The organism is Paenibacillus sp. EKM211P (assembly GCF_011066175.1).
Classification (GTDB): Bacteria; Bacillota; Bacilli; order Paenibacillales; family Paenibacillaceae; genus Paenibacillus; species Paenibacillus polymyxa.
Genome location: NZ_JAAMNS010000001.1, coordinates 628266 through 648302 on the forward strand (window position 1 = coordinate 628266; position 20037 = coordinate 648302).

General features: G+C 45.4%; 12 protein-coding genes. 9 read left to right on the plus strand and 3 right to left on the minus strand.

Annotated features, from left to right (window positions below):
• The first annotated feature begins 91 nt into the window (after positions 1-91).
• The 5 genes from G9G57_RS02830 to G9G57_RS02850 all read left to right on the plus strand — a co-directional run bounded on the left by G9G57_RS02830 (position 92) and on the right by G9G57_RS02850 (position 7953).
• On the plus strand, positions 92-649 hold the full coding sequence (locus G9G57_RS02830; RefSeq protein WP_016324784.1) for a class I SAM-dependent methyltransferase: 558 nt from the start codon (positions 92-94) through the stop codon (positions 647-649).
• 273 nt (positions 650-922) lie between these two features.
• Complete coding sequence (locus G9G57_RS02835; protein WP_016324783.1) at positions 923-1306, plus strand: hypothetical protein; 384 nt, start codon at positions 923-925, stop codon at positions 1304-1306.
• A 373-nt stretch (positions 1307-1679) separates the two neighbouring features.
• Positions 1680-5744 carry a glycosyl hydrolase gene (locus G9G57_RS02840; RefSeq protein ID WP_164964449.1) on the plus strand — a complete coding sequence of 1355 codons (4065 nt, stop codon included), beginning with the start codon at positions 1680-1682 and terminating at the stop codon, positions 5742-5744.
• A 366-nt stretch (positions 5745-6110) separates the two neighbouring features.
• A complete protein-coding gene (locus G9G57_RS02845; RefSeq protein ID WP_040102755.1) occupies positions 6111-7493 on the plus strand; it encodes a hypothetical protein in 1383 nt (460 codons plus the stop codon).
• 232 nt (positions 7494-7725) lie between these two features.
• A complete protein-coding gene (locus G9G57_RS02850) occupies positions 7726-7953 on the plus strand; it encodes an aspartyl-phosphate phosphatase Spo0E family protein (protein ID WP_013373325.1) in 228 nt (75 codons plus the stop codon).
• A 233-nt stretch (positions 7954-8186) separates the two neighbouring features.
• On the opposite strand, the gene G9G57_RS02855 is transcribed toward G9G57_RS02850, so the two are convergent.
• Positions 8187-9002, minus strand: a complete 816-nt coding sequence (locus tag G9G57_RS02855; RefSeq protein ID WP_013373324.1) for a flagellar motor protein MotB — start codon at positions 9000-9002, stop codon at positions 8187-8189.
• The gene (locus G9G57_RS02860; RefSeq protein WP_016324776.1) at positions 8986-9813 is read right to left on the minus strand and encodes a flagellar motor protein; all 828 of its coding nucleotides are present in this window, start codon (positions 9811-9813) and stop codon (positions 8986-8988) included. Before G9G57_RS02860 ends, G9G57_RS02855 begins: the two co-directional genes overlap by 17 nt.
• A 208-nt stretch (positions 9814-10021) precedes the next feature.
• Here G9G57_RS02860 and uvrB point away from each other — a divergent pair, with 208 nt between their 5' ends.
• The 3 genes from uvrB (at position 10022) to G9G57_RS02875 (ending at position 16665) form a co-directional block, all read left to right on the plus strand.
• Complete coding sequence (gene uvrB / locus G9G57_RS02865; protein ID WP_013373322.1) at positions 10022-12013, plus strand: excinuclease ABC subunit UvrB; 1992 nt, start codon at positions 10022-10024, stop codon at positions 12011-12013.
• 169 nt (positions 12014-12182) lie between these two features.
• On the plus strand, positions 12183-15044 hold the full coding sequence (gene uvrA, locus G9G57_RS02870) for an excinuclease ABC subunit UvrA (RefSeq protein WP_040102757.1): 2862 nt from the start codon (positions 12183-12185) through the stop codon (positions 15042-15044).
• 409 nt (positions 15045-15453) lie between these two features.
• Positions 15454-16665 carry a hypothetical protein gene (locus G9G57_RS02875; protein WP_164964450.1) on the plus strand — a complete coding sequence of 404 codons (1212 nt, stop codon included), beginning with the start codon at positions 15454-15456 and terminating at the stop codon, positions 16663-16665.
• Positions 16666-16783: 118 nt separating this feature from the next.
• Here the strand turns inward: G9G57_RS02875 and G9G57_RS02880 are convergent, their stop codons facing one another.
• Positions 16784-18409, minus strand: coding sequence for a nitrite/sulfite reductase (locus G9G57_RS02880; RefSeq protein ID WP_090888657.1), 1626 nt, complete (start codon positions 18407-18409; stop codon positions 16784-16786).
• 355 nt (positions 18410-18764) lie between these two features.
• On the opposite strand from G9G57_RS02880, the gene G9G57_RS02885 reads away from it, so the two are divergent.
• A complete protein-coding gene (locus G9G57_RS02885) occupies positions 18765-19997 on the plus strand; it encodes a S1C family serine protease (protein ID WP_017428693.1) in 1233 nt (410 codons plus the stop codon).
• Positions 19998-20037: the final 40 nt, after the last annotated feature.

Below are 20037 nucleotides of genomic sequence, written 5' to 3' on the forward strand. Positions count from 1 at the left end.
TCAATATTCTCATCGGTATACAATGAATATGTAATGGAAACCTTTGATGAACCGAATGCCTATCATGTGTGTCAAGCAGGGAGAGGAAAAGATGAACGCGATTCACTTTATTCGAGAGTACATCAGGCACCCACGCAGCGTAGGCGCTGTTATACCCAGTTCAAGACAGCTGGCCAAGCAAATTGCCACACCGATTTACTTTGATAAAGCCTCATGCATTATTGAATATGGGGCAGGGACCGGTGTGTTTACGCAGGAGTTGATTTTGAACAAGCGTCCAGAAACGTTACTGTTAGTGATTGAAGCTAATGAATCGTTTTATAAAACATTACAAAGCAAATACGGACACTTGGAAAGGGTACACATTATTCATGGATCGGCCGAGCATGTAGCGCGGTATATGAAACAGTATCATGTCTCGAAGGTGGATTATATCGTATCGGGGCTCCCTTTTACCAGCTTACCCGCTGCGTTATCCAGCCTTATTTTGGGACAAACGGCCGAGGTACTAGGCCAGGAGGGCAAGTTTATTACGTTCCAGTACAGCAAGGTTAAGCACAATTTCTTCCGTACTTTTTTTGCAGATATCCAGATTAAAAAGGTAAACTATAATGTTCCGCCAGCCTATGTCTTCACTTGCAGCCTGTGACCCTTCAGCTATGTAGGAGATTAGAATAAATACGAATATCCATATGCGGATGATTATGAGAAGACTAGGTCAGCATCATTAAGATGTTGAAACGGTCTTTTTTGTTGCCTACTTTTATGGAAATATAAGAGAATGGATATGTTAAATAGCAAAATTGTTTTAAGGAATCATATTTTAAAATGGGGCTTAACCTATATATTACATAAGTTGGAACCTGTTAGATTTTTGTAGGATTCATAATAAATCTGAACTTTTGTTAAAGGAGATTTATATATGGTAAAACCGCTGATGTTCATGCGCTGGTGTGAGTATTATGGGTTAAGCGACCGTGAGACAGATTTTGTATCTTTTTTTATGATGAATTTTTCGGCTGCACGATCAGGCAATCAACCGAAACTTAAGGAACAATTTGTTGAGATTCAAAAACAAACCTTTCCAGAATACCCGTTTGATATTAGCCCGGAAGAACTGGATTATAACAAATTTGAAGAACTGATGAAACGAGTGTTGAACATTCATTTTGACACGGCTGAACTGCTGTACTCCTTCTATCTCCAAAAGCTGTGTGCACCTTTAGCAGAATACATTTTATCTACTGGAGATGCCGAGCCTGCACGAATTTACTATGAGCTTATTCAAAAGGATAAAGTACGGTAGAGATAAAAAAGCCCCTTGGCTAAGGGGCTTTTTTCTATACTCAGGCTATAAAGTTATTTAATAAGTTAACTCTAGTCAATGTTCTGCTATATGGATATATGGAATAATCTATGTATATGGACATTACGTCCCATAAATGGTTCGATATGAAGATTTGGTCGGTAGAACGTATAGCAAAGCTGTATTACAACATTTGAAGATCCGAGCAATTCTGAATTTCGGACGGAGAGGAGAGTGTAATCAACCGAATACCTGGAACTTCGAGACGCTGTACCGGAACGATTAACTCGTTAGGAATCAGGAGCCTTAAAGCCTGATGGAGCGGCACTCGTATGGGGTGCTGCTCTTTTCAAATGTAAAGGAGGAAAGCGGTATGAGGGCGAAAAATAGTAGTAATCTTTTGTTCAAACGTTCCAAATGGCTGCCTGTCGTCATGGCATGCACAATGATAGTAGGAGGGGCTCTACCAGCTCCAACTGTAGTTCACGGTCAAACGGCAAAAACTATTACCATTAAAGTAGATACATCCAAGGATCGTAAGCTTATTAGTCCTTATATATACGGTACGAATCAGGATTTGGCAGGCGATGAAAATATGGCCGCCAGACGACTTGGTGGCAATCGAATGACCGGATACAACTGGGAAAACAATATGTCCAATGCAGGAAGTGACTGGCAGCAATCCAGCGATAACTTTTTATGTAATAACGGTGGCCTGACAGGAGCAGAATGCGAAAAACCGGGAGCGGTGACGACTTCGTTTCATGATCAATCGCTGAAGCTAGGCGCTTATTCTTTAGTTACGTTGCCGATGGCCGGCTACGTGGCCAAGGATGGAAACGGCAGTGTGCAGGAAAGCGAAAAAGCCCCTTCCGCTCGTTGGAATCAGGTCGTAAACGCCAAAAATGCACCGTTTCAGCTACAGCCTGATCTGAATGACAATCGGGTCTATGCGGATGAGTTCGTCCATTTTTTAGTGAACAAGTATGGCGCTGCTTCAACAAAGACGGGTGTGAAAGGATATGCACTCGACAATGAACCCGCTCTCTGGTCGCATACACATCCGCGTATTCATGGCGAAAAGGTTGGGGCGAAAGAGTTGGTAGACCGGTCAGTAAGCTTATCCAAAGCTGTGAAGGCGGTTGACGCGGGTGCAGAAATTTTTGGGCCGGTTCTTTACGGTTTTGGCGCTTATAAAGATCTGCAAACCGCACCTGATTGGGACTCTGTAAAAGGCAGCTATAGCTGGTTTGTGGACTATTACCTGGATCAAATGCGCCTCAGTTCGCAAGCCGAAGGCAAGAGATTGCTGGATGTCTTCGATGTGCACTGGTATCCCGAAGCGATGGGCGGAGGCATACGAATTACGAATGAGGTAGGCAATGACGAAACGAAGAAAGCCAGAATGCAGGCACCTCGTACTTTGTGGGACCCGACCTATAAGGAAGATAGCTGGATCGCCCAATGGAACAGCGAATTTTTGCCTATACTGCCTCGATTGAAGCAGTCGGTGGATAAATATTATCCAGGAACCAAGCTGGCAATGACCGAGTATAGCTATGGCGGCGAAAATGATATTTCCGGCGGGATCGCGATGACCGATGTGCTCGGCATTTTAGGCAAAAATGATGTCTATATGGCAAACTACTGGAAGTTACAGGATGGTGCCAACAACTACGTTAGTGCCGCTTACAAGCTTTACCGCAATTATGACGGAAAAAGCTCTACTTTTGGTAACACCAGTGTTAGTGCGCAAACGTCGGATATTGTCAACAGCTCAGTGCATGCTTCCATATCGAATGCATCCGACAAGGAACTGCACCTCGTAGTCATGAATAAAAGCATAGACAGCGCATTCGACGCCCAATTTGATCTTTCTGGCGAGACGACTTACGGCTCCGGTAAAGTATGGGGCTTCGATAAAACTAGCTCGCAAATTAAAGAAGCAGCGCCAATCACGCAAATTTCAGGCAACCGTTTTACTTATACCGTACCGCCTTTGACGGCTTATCATATCGTGCTGACTGCCGGTAAAGATACGTCTGTGCCACCAGTGGAAAATCCTGAGGGCTTTAAGCTGAAAGCAGAGGCAGGCGATGGGCAAGTCCATTTGTCCTGGGACGCTTCCAACGGAGTTGTGGGCTACAGTGTACAGCGGGCAACGGATGAAAACGGTCCTTTTACTACTGTAGCAGCCAGCTTAATCGAAACGTCTTATACGGATACTAACCTAACGAACGGCTCTTCATACTATTACAAAGTAACCGCCAAGACAAATAAGGGAACGAGCGAATCTAATGTTTTGAAAGCGGTTCCGGAGGTGTCTGTAAACGATCCGGTTCGCTATGAAGCTGAAGACGGCACGCTGAAGGGAACCATTGTAGAATCCAGTGGAACTGGCTACTCCGGTACTGGTTATGTAACGAATTTTCACAATGCAGGGGATTCTCTAACGATGACGATCCAGGCTCCCACGGCAGGTCTGTACAATCTTACAATCGGCTATCGTTCTCCTCATGATGACAAACGCACGAATTTCTCATTAAACGGCAAAGCGTTTGGAGAACTGGTGCTCGGGAAAACGGCTGATTTCAAAGAAACTTCCGGAGGCAAGCTTCTGTTGAATGCAGGCGCGAATACGATCGGTTTTGAAACAGGCTGGGGCTGGTATGATATCGACTACGTCAGGCTGGAGCCTGCTGCTGATCGCCCACCCCATGCGGTAACCAAAACGCTCACTAATCCGAATGCGACGGTAGAAGCAAAAGCATTGATGAACTACCTGGTTGATCAATACGGGAAGAATATGCTCTCTGGTCAAGAGGAAATAAATGAAATTGATTGGCTTCAAGCTAATGTAGGTAAAAAGCCGGCGATTGCAGCGCTTGATCTGATCGACTATTCGCCAAGCAGAGCGGAGCATGGTCTTAGTTCTACAGAGGCGGAAAAGGCGATTGCATGGGATAAGCAAGGGGGCATCGTTACCTTTGCATGGCACTGGAACGCGCCGAAAGGTCTGATCGATACGCAGGGAAAAGAATGGTGGAGAGGCTTCTATGCCGATTCGACCACATTCGATATAGAATATGCGATGAGCCATCCAGAGTCCGAGGATTATAAATTACTTATTCGCGATATCGATGTGATCGCAGCGCAATTGAAGAAGCTGCAGGATGCGAAAGTTCCTGTCCTGTTCCGTCCTTTGCACGAAGCAGAAGGCAAATGGTTCTGGTGGGGCGCCAAAGGTCCTGAGCCTGTTAAAAAATTGTATATTTTAATGCACGACCGATTGACGAATGTGCACAAATTGAACAATCTGATATGGGTATGGAATTCTGTTGCTCCGGACTGGTATCCTGGAAACGAATATGTGGATATTTTGAGCTTTGACTCTTATCCGCAAGCAGGTGATTACAGCCCGCAAATTGCAAAATACGAAGACCTTGTTACATTGGGCAAGGACAAAAAGTTAGTTGCCATGAGCGAAAACGGACCGATCCCAGACCCTGATCTAATGAAGGCGTATCAAGCCCATTGGAGCTGGTTCGCTACATGGTATGGGGATTTCCTGAGAGACGGTAAACAAAACAGCCTTGAGCATCTGAAAAAAGTGTATAATCATCCGAACGTTATTACGCTTGATGAGCTTCCAACGAACTTAAAAACGTATGGCATTACCGAGCAGCCGTCAGTACCGGGCAGCTTCACGCTGAACGCCGCGGGCGAAACGGCGAAAGTATCGCTAAGCTGGACAGCATCGGCGAATGCAAAAAGCTATGAAGTGAAGCGTTCGACGGCTGAAAACGGCGCGTTCGCCACTGTAGTGAGTGATGTATACGGCAGCAGCTACACCGACACAGCTGTAACGGCAGACACGACGTACTACTACCAAGTCGTAGCGAAGAACGATGCAGGACAGACGCTGTCGAACACGGCTAGCGCAGCGCCAAAAGCGGATACTCAGCAGCCAACAACAGGACTGCTGCTCCAGTATCGCACAGCGGATACCAAGGTGAACGACAATCACCTGATTCCGCATTTCCAAATTATAAACCAAGGCACAACCCCCGTACCGCTCAACGAGTTGAAATTTCGTTACTACTACACGATCGACGGTGACCGTGAGCAGACTTTCAACTGCGACTATGCGACGCTGAGCTGCTCGAAGCTGAACGGTAAACTGGTTAAAATGGAGAAGCCTGCAACCAGTGCCGATTATTATTTGGAAGTCAGCTTCAACTCGGACGCAGGCGTGTTAGCACCTGGAGGAAGCACGGGCGAAATCCAAACCCGTATTCATAAAACAGACTGGTCGAATTACAACGAAAATGACGATTATTCGTATAAAGGCACGCAAACCTCATATGCCGATCATGTGAAAGCTACCTTGTACCATAATGGCGTACTTGTTTGGGGAACTGAACCGACAGCCAACTAAGATAAACGTTCGATGTACGGCACATGTGCAGTCAACCGTTTTATTTTGCGCTGATGGGGAGCTGCCGCCAGTTTAAACTTATTTAAATAACATTGCTGATAAGAGCAGGGGATTTATATCCCATCTGCTCTTTTTTTTGTATAGAACCTGTCAGTTCATTTATCGTGTTAAATTGTCTAAAAAAATTTGACCTTTAGCCTCTCTGTGAGGATTTTTATACACATTAAATTCCATAATATATTGAAATGGTGTAGAAAAAGGTGTTGACCCTTATCCAATTTATTCATATAATTTCTAGTATATTGTAATTGATTGTCGAGGAGGGTGATTTTTTAAAATCATCTGAATACGCCGGGGGTGTTTTTATTGGAAAATGCAACCACGATCCGTTCGGAAATTGAGAAAGAATTAAAACTTGGTGGCTATACTTTTAATAGTTTTGGACAAGCTACAGGGCTTAACCGAGGCATATTTAGTGCTATGCTTAATGGGAATCCGCCTAAGCCTATCTCCGTACGACAAATGGACTTGATCACTAAAGCGCTTAATTATCCAGAGGGCTGGTTGTATGACCTGTATGTGGATGAATGTTTTTATGATGGAAGACCTCATTGGAAAAGAGTTAAGCCGTTCCTGATTCGTTGTGTTGAGATAGGAAACCTGAGATGCGTGGAGAAAGTACTCTCGCGCTTAATGGAAGATCTTAATCACATCCCCACAATCTTTGCTTTGGCAGAGGAACTTTATGAAGAAGGAAAACTACAGGAAGCTATTCCTTTCTATGAATGTGTCATCGAAAATGAAAAGTATCAACATTCTGAAAGGTTGGCAATTAGTCATTATAGAATCTTTTCAATCTCTGTTAGTAAAACTATGAAAATAGATGTGGAAGCTGCGCTAAGATTCGTGCCCTTTAGAAATCGGGTACCCTTAGATTATCATTTAGATGGTCTGCTTAAACTGTTAAATCTTTATCACAATTTGCATCAATGGAAAGAAGCAGAGCGTTATGCAGATGAATTGAGAGCGCTCGCAACTATTGTGTGTAAAAGCAGAAAAACTAATAAAAAGAATGTCACATTGAAAACTGAAAGACATTTAGTTGTCTACTATGGCCAAGGTTATTTGATGAAGGGAATTGCATTGGAAAAACAAGAAAGATATGAAGAAGCTATGAAGTATATTTCTGGCTATGCTGATTTAAGTTGGTTTGAAGATTTAGGGGAAATTGGTCAGCAAGAAGTGCAAAGGTTCACGCTTTGGGCAAATGCTAATCAACTTAACCTGAATATTCTTATGGGTGATACGAGTAGTTTACCAATGTATATTCAATTTCTGAAAAATAACCCTCCCGAGATCTTATTGGGATTATTAACGATAGTAGAGTCAGCTAACAAGCACGGTTTTTTAATTGAACATATTCTACAGCAGTTTTCTAACGAACTGGCGTCCTTTAATAATGAATTATCTGTTGGTACCAGTTATTATAAGCAGTCATTTAGTTACAATACTTATGCTGATTTGTGTTACCAACTGGCTATATATATGTTTAATAACCTTTTTCATGAGAAAGGTGTTTATTATGTGTTAAAAAGCCTGAAGAAGTGTCTGGAAATCGGCAATAAAGAAAAGTTTATGGTTTGTACAGCATTGTTTGAAAGATTTAGAGGCAAAGCGACAAAAGACCAAAAATCAGAATATGAAAGTATCATGGAGGAGGTTTTAGTCAATGCGAGTAAAAAACCTTAAATACATCCTGATTTTAGGGGTTTTTAGCTTTTTAGCATTCTCCCATAACATTATTGTCTTTGGACATGGTGCAGGAGCTTAATAGTTACTAAAAAACCAGTCTTGGTAAGGCTGGTTTTTTGATGCATCCTGTTAAAGGGATGAAATGGGTTTTATTATATTTTTAACCTGTAGGGAAGGTATCAGCTTGTAAACTAATGTAAATACCACACCGAACAGGAGGTTTATTGATGTGAAATGGCAACAATTGGAGGAGTGCATCGAAGAAAAGCGAAAAGAATTAAATGATTTGGCGAAAGAGGTGGGATTGAAGGATCGACGGGTGTTGACCAAGTCTATGGAGTTGGATCGGCTCCTTAATAAGTACAGCGACTGGAAATATAGCTATCGTAGACAACAGAGCGTACTTCAAAGTTCACAGATACAAGAAAAGCAACACGAGCTCGTCCTATCTTATTAACATCAAGCATCATGACAAGATAAAACCTAACTTCACCTTGGCTTCTAATACATAGTGAGATATAGCATAAACAAAATAATCTCTATTGCATCTTGTACGCCGCCCTTATCCACGTTGTTCGTACAGTTTATTGTTCTGCGTCTACATCAGAGCGGAAGCCACGTAACATGATGATACATCTTAAAAAAACCTCCCCATTCACGTTATTGCGTGACTCGGGAGGTTTTTGGATTTTACTGCTGCAGCTGGCGCAGCACAGTGATTTCGACACGGCGGTTTTTTTGTCGTCCTGCTTCGGTGCTATTGTCACCAACCGGACGGGTATCTGCATAACCCGCATACTGGAAGCCTGATGGGGATAACTGCTCTCGGTCGATAAAAAACCGGAGTACAGACAGTGCCCGAGCGCCGGAAAGCTCCCAGTTGTCCTTGTAGGTCGACGAGTTAGAGGAACGCGTGAATGGAATGTTGTCCGTATGACCTTCAATGCTAATCGGTGTTTTCAAATCTCGAAATAGACTGGCTAATTTGGATAACGTGTTTGCAGAACCCTGCTTGAGTGCCGCTCTGCCTTGGTCGAATAGAAAGCGGTCATTCAGCGTAATGACAATGCCACGCGGTTGATCGGATACGAAAATCTGGTTTTGTAGCTTGTTGTCTGTAATATATTCCTGAATGACACCCATTAGGTTTTGCAGCTCTTTTTCCTGCTTGCGAAATGCTTGTTCACGCTCGGTGAGCTTGGTTGATCCCGCTTCTTTTTTATTAGAGGCCGGTTGCTTCGTCGCGGGTGGATTCTTGCTGGTATAACGATCGGCAGTTCCTGTAATGCCCGAGCCTTGTTCCAAAATAGAATCTCCCTTGTGGAACGTATCCTGGAGGGATTGAACAACGACGTCGTATTTCTTAGCATCCAGACTGCTCATGGCATACATCACGACGAAAAAAATAAGCAGCAGGGTGATCAGATCGGCATAGGTAATCATCCAACGATCTCGTTGGTCTCCGCCGCCACCTTGACGCCCACGGCGCTTAGCGCGCGCTCTCATGGAAGTCCTCCTTTGGAGTAGCGCTCTCTGTACGTGAGCGACGAGGTGGTTTGCGATCTATATTTTGCTCTGAGCGGATAAAAAACTCCAACTTCTTGCGTACAAGCTTAGGGTTCTCTCCGTTTTGGATAGCCAGGATACCTTGCAGCAGCAAATCCATCGTAATAATTTCACTTTCACTGGCTGCTCTTATTTTGGACGCGATGGGCAGAAAGATCAGATTGGCGCTAGCAACGCCGTATAATGTTGCGATAAAAGCTACAGCAATCGACGGTCCGAGCGCAGTAGGCTCGGTTAGGCTGCCAAGTACATGGATCAGACCCATGACCGTCCCGATAATCCCCATCGTAGGGGCATAGCCGCCTGCCGATTCAAATATTTTGGCGTACCCTTCATGTTTGTGCCCAATAGCATCTAACTCTAGTTCTAAAATTTGCTTGATCTGTTCCTGTTCAGTGCCGTCAATGACTAGTTGAAGACCTTCCCGCAAAAATGCATTCGGATGCTCTGATGATATACGTTCTAGCGCAAGCACACCGGATCGGCGGGAGGTGGCTGCCATGGAAACCAAATCTTCTATATATTGCTCCGTTGGATTGTCCTCACGACTAAAAGCCATCCGCAGAGCGGTGGGTATAGTCTTCAGCTTGGAGGCAGGGTAGCTGATCACAACGGCGGCGAAAGTTCCGCCGAATACGATCAGAGCTGATGTACCTTGAAGCAGCCCTGTGAATTCTCCGCCTTCCCACAAGAAGCCACCGATTAATGCTATGATTCCGGCGATGATGCCCAATACGATGGTGATATCCAAAATTCAATTCACTCCTATTCAAGACTTATCGTTTGCATCCGCGGTAAGAAAGAGGTATAATACGGGAACAAACATTCTTATTCAACCATATTTCCCAAGTATCATTGCTCGGGAAATATCGACATAGAATTACAGGCAAAGACGTTAAAGCTCGATTGGTGTAAAAACATGATGTTTCCATTTTAGACGATAAGGGTGATGCAGGGCAATGAGTGATATCGTTGTTAGCGATAAGACTTTTGAAATTCAGTCGGAATTCCAACCTCAAGGCGATCAACCCCAGGCCATTTTTGAATTGGTAGAAGGAATTGCAGAAGGAAAGAAGCATCAAACTCTGTTGGGTGCTACGGGAACAGGTAAGACGTATACCATCGCTCAAACCATTGCCAAGCTGAATCGGCCTACACTGGTTATTGCGCATAACAAGACCTTGGCTGCTCAACTGGCAAGTGAGTTTAAAGAATTTTTCCCAAACAACTCAGTTGATTATTTTGTCAGCTACTATGATTACTACCAACCGGAAGCGTACATCCCTTCTTCCGATACGTATATTGAGAAGGATTCCAGCATCAATGAGGAGATTGATAAACTTCGCCACTCAGCCACAAGCTCTCTGTTTGAGCGTCGTGACGTTATTATTGTAGCGAGTGTCTCTTGCATTTATGGTTTGGGTTCCCCGAAAGAATATTCAAGCTTGCTGCTCTCGCTTAGAGTCGGCATGGAGAAACCCCGCAATCAGATTTTGTCCCGCCTGGTCGATATTCAATATCAGCGGAACGATATCAACTTCGTGCGGGGTACTTTCCGTGTACGGGGGGATGTTGTTGAGATATTCCCGGCTTCCCATGGAGAAAATGCAATACGGGTAGAATTGTTCGGAGATGAAATTGAACGAATTACTGAGATTAATGTGCTTACAGGTGAATTGATCGGTGAACGTGAACATATCGCTATTTTCCCGGCATCTCACTTTGTTACTCATGAGGATACGATGAGGGTAGCATTGGTCAACATTGAACGTGAGTTAGAAGAGCGGTTAGCAGAGCTGAAGGAGCAAGGGAAGCTGTTAGAGGCGCAACGTTTGGAGCAACGTACCCGCTATGATATCGAGATGATGAGAGAGGTTGGCTTTTGTTCCGGTGTCGAAAACTACTCGGGTCCACTGACATTCCGCGAGCGCGGAGCAACACCATATACACTTTTGGATTATTTTCCAGATGATATGCTGATCGTCATCGACGAATCTCATGTTACATTGCCGCAGATTCGTGCGATGTATAACGGGGACCAAGCGCGTAAAAATGTGCTGGTTGAACATGGTTTTCGTTTGCCATCTGCCTTGGATAACCGTCCGCTGAAGTTCGAAGAGTTCGAGGACAAAGTGAATCAGATTATCTATGTATCGGCTACTCCAGGCCCGTATGAGATGGAAAAATGCGATACGATGGTGCAGCAGATTATCCGTCCTACCGGTCTCCTTGATCCTATTATTGAGGTGCGTCCGAGCAAAGGGCAGATTGACGATCTCATTAATGAGATACGGCAGCGCATAGAGCGTGAAGAACGGGTACTGGTCACCACACTCACGAAGAAAATGGCTGAAGATTTGACTGACTACTTAAAAGAAGTGGGCATCAAAGTTCGATATATGCACTCTGAGATTAAGACTTTGGAGCGGATGGCCATTTTGCGGGATCTTCGTCTGGGAACCTTCGATGTGCTGATCGGGATCAACCTGTTGCGGGAAGGTCTCGATTTGCCGGAAGTATCGCTGGTGGCGATTTTGGATGCGGACAAAGAAGGCTTCCTGCGTTCTGAGCGCTCTCTGATTCAGACGATCGGGCGGGCAGCACGGAATAGTGACGGACGTGTTATTATGTATGGCGATAAGATTACCGATTCTATGGATAAAGCGATCAAGGAGACGGAACGTCGCCGTGCGATTCAAATTCAATACAATGAAGAACATGGGATTACCCCGCAAACCATCCGTAAAAAGATTCGTGATGTCATTGAAGCAACCAAGACGGCAGAGTCCAAGAATGATTACCTTCCTAATGAGACGGGTAAACTTTCCAAGAAGGAGCGTCAATCCCTCATTCAGCGCCTAGAAGCAGAAATGAAGGACGCGGCCAAGAATCTACAATTCGAACGGGCCGCCGAGTTGCGTGATGCTTTGCTGGAGTTGCGGGCTGATTAAACATTGGGAATAAGCTATAAGCAAAACATATTGATAATAAAATGTTTGATTGCTTTTAAGAAATAGTGAGGACGGCCGATGTGGTCGTTCTCTTTGCGATATATCACTTCCATCGGATAATCCAATGCGATATAGGATGACGTGAATTACGGCTAAGGAGATGAAACATTTGGCGAATGAAAGCATCATCATCAAAGGCGCACGCGCGCATAATCTCAAAAATATTGACGTGACGATTCCACGGGACAAGTTCGTCGTCCTGACGGGGCTTAGCGGCTCAGGTAAATCATCACTGGCTTTCGATACGATCTATGCAGAAGGACAGCGGCGGTATGTGGAATCATTATCTGCGTATGCCCGTCAATTCCTCGGGCAAATGGAGAAACCGGACGTCGATTCGATTGACGGCCTGTCTCCTGCCATTTCCATTGACCAAAAAACGACAAGTCGGAATCCTCGTTCTACGGTCGGAACAGTTACAGAAATCTATGATTACTTGCGGTTGTTATTTGCCCGAGTAGGTCATCCTCATTGTCCTGAACATGGCATTGAAATCACTTCACAGACCGTCGAACAGATGGTAGACCGCATTTTGCAGTATCCTGAAAAGACGCGGCTGCAAATCCTGGCTCCATTGGTCTCCGGTCGCAAAGGTGAGCATAAAACACTGTTCACTGATATAGCCAAGCAGGGCTTTGTACGGGTACGTGTGAATGGCGAACTGCGTGAATTGTCCGAGAAGATTGAACTGGAGAAGAACAAGAAGCACTCGATTGAAGTGGTCGTAGACCGGATCGTAGTCAAGGAAGATGTACGTGCGCGTCTGTCCGACTCTATTGAGACGGCACTGAATCTTTCAGGCGGACAGTTGCTTGTAGATATTATAGGGCAAGAGGAGTTGCGATTTAGCTCCAACTTTGCGTGTCCGATTTGCGGTTTTAGCATAGATGAGCTATCTCCACGGATGTTTTCTTTTAATAGTCCGTTCGGCGCTTGTCCAGATTGTGATGGGTTAGGAGTTAAAATGGTCGTTGACCCTGATCTGCTCATACCTGATCCAGAAAAAAGTGTAGAAGATGGGGCGTTCCAGGCATGGAGTGGAGGAACTTCCACTTATTATCCTCAATTTTTACAGTCCGTATGCGAACACTACGGTATTCCGCAGGATATTCCTGTAAGCCAATTGACGTCAGAACAAATGAATCTTATTTTGCACGGAACAGGTGACCAGAAGATCCGTTTCCGCTATGAAAATGATTTTGGTCAACGTAAGGAAGCCTATGTGACCTTTGAAGGCATTATCCCGAATTTGGAGCGTCGTTACCGTGATACCGCTTCTGAGGGAATACGTGAATTTATTGAAGGCTTTATGAGTGCAAAGCCATGTAACACCTGTAAGGGGCACCGACTGAAAAAAGAAAGCCTGTCGGTAACCATTCAAGAGCGCAATATCGCTTATGTGACAGCTTTGTCTGTCGGGGAGGCTTCTCACTTTTTCCATACACTGGAGCTGAGTGAGAAAGAGCAGTCGATCGCCAACCTCATTTTAAAGGAAATTAACAGCCGACTGGGATTCCTTGTGAACGTTGGTCTGGAATACCTGACTTTAAGCCGTGCAGCAGGTACATTGTCCGGCGGGGAGGCACAACGTATCCGATTGGCGACACAGATCGGGTCCAGTCTGATGGGCGTGCTTTATATTTTGGACGAGCCAAGTATTGGGCTGCATCAGCGAGATAATGATCGTCTGATTAGTGCTTTGGAACATATGCGGAATCTGGGCAATACGCTGATTGTGGTGGAGCATGACGAAGATACGATGATGGCGGCGGACTATATCATTGACATTGGGCCAGGAGCCGGAATCCATGGCGGGATGATCATGTCGCAGGGGACTCCACAGGAAGTTATGGAAGATCCGAATTCCCTGACCGGGCAATATTTGAGCGGTCGCAAGTTTATTCCGGTCAATACCGAGCGGCGCAAGCCTGCGGATAAGTGGCTGGAGATTCGCGGAGCCAAGGAGAACAATCTCAAAAATGTGAATGTCAAAATTCCATTGGGTGTTTTCACGGCTGTCACTGGCGTATCCGGGTCTGGAAAATCGACGCTGGTCAACGAAATTTTGTACAAAACGTTGGCGCGTGATCTGAACCGTGCGAGAGTACGCCCAGGTCAACATAAAGAAATTCGCGGGCTAGAGCATATCGAAAAGGTTGTTGAGATCGATCAATCGCCAATCGGCCGTACCCCGCGTTCCAATCCTGCAACTTATACAGGTGTGTTCGATGATATTCGTGACTTATTCTCGCAGACGAACGAGGCTAAGGTTCGAGGCTACAAGAAAGGCCGGTTTAGCTTTAACGTTAAGGGAGGCCGATGTGAATCTTGCAGAGGCGACGGGATCATCAAGATTGAGATGCACTTTTTGCCTGATGTGTACGTACCATGCGAAGTGTGCAAAGGCAAACGCTATAATCGGGAGACCCTTGAGGTTAAGTATAAAGGGAAGAGTATTGCTGATGTGCTGGAGATGACGGTAGAGGATGCGACAGCATTTTTTGAAAATATCCCGAAGATTCATCGCAAGATTCAGACGCTGATGGATGTAGGTTTGGGGTATATCAAGCTGGGGCAACCAGCGACTACCTTGTCTGGTGGTGAAGCACAGCGTGTGAAGCTGGCTTCCGAATTGTATCGTCGCAGCACAGGCAAAACCATTTATATTTTGGATGAGCCGACAACCGGTTTGCATGTTCACGATATTGACCGATTATTGACCGTGTTGCATCGTTTGGTCGATTCAGGCGAAACCGTACTGGTTATTGAGCATAATCTAGATGTAATTAAAACAGCTGATTTCCTGATTGATCTGGGGCCCGAAGGTGGAAGCGGCGGTGGAACGATCTTGGCTACCGGGACACCAGAACAACTTGTAAAAGTAGAGGAATCCTATACAGGCCGATACTTAAAGCCGATCCTTGAACGCGATACACAGCGCAGTCAAGCGCTTCAGACCGTCGATCTATAGATACAGTTTTAACGTACGTTGTGAAAGCCCTGCACAGACAGGAAGGCAGAATACAAATTAGCGTATTTGTGCCTTCCCGTTGGCAGGGTTTATTTTTTTTGTAAAAAAAGAAAACTTTTATTAAATTCCTGCGTTAAAGCATGTGACACATAGTTTACCAAGCGCTGGAATAATAAATCTATAGGTATATTCTTTGATAGAAAGTCTCTGAGTAATCTCTACATTTTAGAGTTTTGGATGTTTAGGCTCGGGCTTGAAGAGGTTAATATATAACTTATGATTATCTATCATCATACGAAGTTCCGTGCCCACGTGACAACCATTACTAGTTGAAGCGACCGTTTATAGTTAAATTGCATCTAAGGTTTATATCACATCTCTGAGGAAGTCATGAAGGGAGCTGGAACGTTTGAAGATTAAGCAAAGTAGAGTTCTACGTACACGTGTATACTCATGGGCAGCAGGAGTCACTATAGCGGCATGGTTATTGGGTTATAGTGCTGCACCGTCCTATGCCTCCGAGGTGTCCGAGGCGTATGCGCCCATACAAGCCGAGATCGAAACCAGTGCAGCGATTGGAACTATTAAAGATTCAGAAAACGCTCACAATTATATTCAGCCCGCAGCAAAGGGTGGGTTTTTAATGCTGAACGTCGAGGACATTACAGAAGCAAGTGTGGTACACGTCACGTACGGCAAGCTGGACAGTTCTCTAGAGACTGTATGGAAACACCAGCAGGACCTGAACGTACAACCGGGAACAAGTAGCAGGGGAGTCCAGCGGGAGACGTCAGATGGTGGGTTGTTGTTTCTGATTGATTATACCCAACCGAACGGAATGCGAGATGTGCAGGCTTCACGATTGGACGCGGATGGAAACCCCTTGTGGTCCAAAACATTACCGACTGATGGCTTGATATCTCAAGGGCAGGGTTCTCAGGTAGGACTGGAGCCACTGGAGGATGGCAGTTTTCTAGTCTCCTCACTGAACCTTGCGGAGCAGTCCTTCACTGTACTCAAATACACAGAAGATGGCGATATACAATGGAATCGAACGACGGCCGGGGTGACCTCAGGTTGGCTGGTTGGCAGTCACAATGGATATTATGCGCTTTTGAACAGCTCAGATGGTCCCGTGGGGGTACAAGCCGATGTGTATGGTCGTAATATCCGTGATGTCCATCTAGACTTAGGATCAGGTAAGGAAATTGCCGCGGTACGTGAGTTGTCCAGCGGTCATATTGCTGTAACAGGGCTTAAAGGAAACAGCAAGCGTACTCAGGTGTTAAGTAATGGTCTGCAATTGTTTAGTAATACAGAGGACTATGCCGCTGACCGGGTGTATCTGCCTGAGGAGCAGTTGTACGTCCAGTTCAGTGATCAATATGATCCACTGGGTAAAACCACGAAGATGCATGGCATTACTATCACAGGCTTAAAAGGAAATGGCACGAAGGTGTGGGAAACGAAGACTCATTATAAGGAAGATAACTCCTTCGGCATCCGATATGATACGGGATTGATATATAAGATTCCTTCAGGCTACGCGGTGGTGACATCTACAACAGGCGCTCAGAAGCCCATAGTACTCGATTTTGCGAAAATATTGATACCGGAGTAATCCGGTGTCTTTTTTTATGAAATCGAAGAAGTAGCAAGTAGGTATGGCACTGTGGTGTGGCATAAGAAACAGCCTGCTTGTATATAAAATACAAGCAGGCTGTTAATGGGCTTTATGTCTAGGATGCAACGTGGCTGGACTGTAAAATGGCAGACAACTTCTCTTGGAAAGACGGAATGCCTACACGCTGTACATACGCATAAAAGCTTTCGCCAGCAATCCTATTTTCTTTGTAAAACAGAATAAGCTCTGCCAATACAGGACCAACCTGGTCGCCACGCACGCGGCCTTTGAGTGCCTTGTTGAACTGGGCATCTGCTCCAAGTGCCCCGCCGACAGCGATGTCGAACGCGTCAACCATGCCTTCAGGTGTCTTAAGGAGCGAGCCTTGCAGTCCAATGTCGGCAATATGCTTTTGACCGCAGGAATTCGGGCAACCAATAAAATGGATGCGCACCTTTTCATCCAATTGTACGTGCTGATCCAAATACTCGGCAACGTCAATCGCTCGCTTTTTCGTTTCCACAATCGCCAGATTGCAAAACTCATTTCCTGTGCAAGATACTGTACGGCTCATAAAATGCTTGGGCTGTGGTGTCAGGCGTTGCAGCACGGGAGCTTTTAGTAGCTCATCTACTTGATCATCCGGCACACCGCTCAGCAAAATATTTTGCGACATCGTGGTACGAATCTGCCCATCACCGTAGCGGTCAGCCAGGTCGGCCAGTTCATGCAACTCGTCAGCACTGAGGCGACCAACAGGTACGTTCAGACCGACATAGTTCAGACCTTCTTGGGCTTGGGGATGTATACCGTCAAAATAGGCGGCTTGCCAGCCAATGGTTTTATCTTCACCTCGTCCCGGCATTTCGCCAGTGTACTCAGTCAGCTTGGCCAGGAATTTGTCTGGGCCCCAATCGGCAACAAGGAATTTCAGACGGGCATGGTGCCGTTTTTCCCGATAGCCGTAATCACGGAAGATGGTGGTGACAGCAATAGCAACCTTCAGTACTTCCTCAGGACGGACAAACAAATCCAGCGGATGTGCCAAATGCGGCTTGGCGGATAGTCCTCCGCCAACCATCACATGGAAGCCAACCACTTCTTTTCCGTTAAGGATCTTGGTTGCCGGTGTGAAGGACAGGTCGTTAATTTCAGCCTGTGCATTATTGTACGTATTACTGGAGATGGACATTTTATATTTGCGCGGAAGATTGGAAAAGTCGCGATTCAATAAGAAAAAGCGGTTTACTTCATCTACAATCTCCTGAGTATCCACCAGCTCATTAGGATCAATGCCAGCCAGAGGATTGCCGACAATGGTACGAGGGCAGTCCCCACAGGCTTCAAAGGAATACAAACCAACCTTTTCCAGACGTTCGAAAATATCCGGCAAGCTTTCAACGGTCAGCCAGTGAAATTGAATCGCCTGACGGGTGGTGACATCCACAAGATCGCGCCCGTACAGTGCGGAGATGTCCGCTAAGGCACGTGCCTGGGCTGAAGTCATGATCCCTGTATTGATGCGGACGCGCATCATGAAATGACCATCCTTGGGTTTTTGCTGGTAAACCCCAGCCCATTTGAATCGGTCCATATCGTCCGCAGAGATCGAGTCATACCCTTTGTTTGCATAGCTTTCGATGATGGTACGTATAACGTCGAGACCATCCTTTTCCAGCTTGACTAACTCAAACTTGTTAAGCTTATCGGGATGAGCATTCCAGATGGGTTCATAGGCCATCTTTTTAACCTCCTTCATGTGTCTTATTTATACTTGAGATTTTGGATATAGAACTCACGATTTTTTATTTCCGACAATATAACTAAGATATAATGTGATGGTATCATAGTTGGTTATGCCCGTAAACGAAGGAATGGTCCAAAGGGTATAACGATTTTTTATTGTTTTTGCTTATTTTTTTGATATAAGGATTTGGAAAATTTATAATATAAATAGTATGAGAGGATAGGGATGTGGCAAACGGCGCTTTTTTAGAAAAAGATAGGGCTTAAAGCGATTGTATGCGTGTCCCCTCTATGGTAGATTTGGACTAACTGATAGAACAGGGTCATGTTAGAGAGGAAATGGTGAGTATATGCGTAAGATGGGGAAAAGGGTAGCTGTGCTGGCTTTGGGCAGCGCTCTATGTGTTTCTGGAACGGCAGGTGCAGCCAGCAGTGGAGCTGCGTTGAAGGCCAAGGTCATTAATGGCGGGGTCTATGTTAACGTAAGTGATATGAATAAAGCATTAGGAACCAGCGGCGCGTATAACAGCGCAAATGGTACATATACGTTATCGGCCGATCGTGTGCCGCAGGTCGTTAAAAATGTATCTCCTTCGGTAGTCGGCATCATTGGCCGTTCTGCGACAGGAGAGACCGTAGCAGGGGGAGACCGATACAACCTGGCTCACGGCACGGGTGTCATCATTCGGGCAGATGGATGGATTGTTACGAACGCGCATGTAATCGAAGGATTAGGTGATGCCGTAGTTGTAACCTCGGACGGAAAATCTTACGGAATCATCGACAGCTACAGCGATCCGATCAGTGACTTGGCGTTGATTAAAATTAAGGCAAGCGGTCTTAAACCTGCTACCTTTGCAGCTTCTACGAATAGTTTACAGGTAGGCGAGCAGGTAGTAGCTATCGGTACGCCGATCTCCTTTTCACTTCGTAACTCGGCAACCTCAGGTGTTGTTAGCGGGCTGAACCGTGGTGTCAACGCTGCGTATCGTCTCATTCAAAGTGATACCGCGATCAACCCTGGTAACAGCGGTGGTCCGCTGGTCAATCTCAAGGGCGAGGTTATCGGGATCAATACAATGAAGTTCTCAGCGGTCGGAATTGAAAATATGGGCTTTTCGATTCCGGCGGATACAGTGAAATATGTCATCAATCAATTTTTCAAATATGGTGAGGTTCGGCGTGCTAGTCTTGGCCTAGGGCTTGAAGAGAGCTGGTCAGCTATCGTTGGATTACCTACTGAGGACCCTTTGAAAGTCACAAAAGTCACCTCAGCCAGTGCCGTACAGGTTAAAATCAAGGAAGGCGATGAGCTGTACAGTATTAACGGCAAGCGTGTAGCTTCCGCCATTGATGTCAATGAGCTGCTTAAAAACTATCAACCGGGCCAAACGGTGAGTGTACTTATGCAATCGGACGGTGATATTGTGAAGCGCAAGCTGGTACTGACACAGGATACTGGTGAAATTTATGATTCCATTCAGTCTGGAGAAGATCTTGAAGACTCGAATGAATCAGGAGCTGCTGTAGATGACGGCGTAGCGCCTTCGAAGGAAGCATCAGAGCCAGCTACTGGAAAGTGAAGATAACGGCTCATCAATCTATAAAATAAAGCTAAAGGGA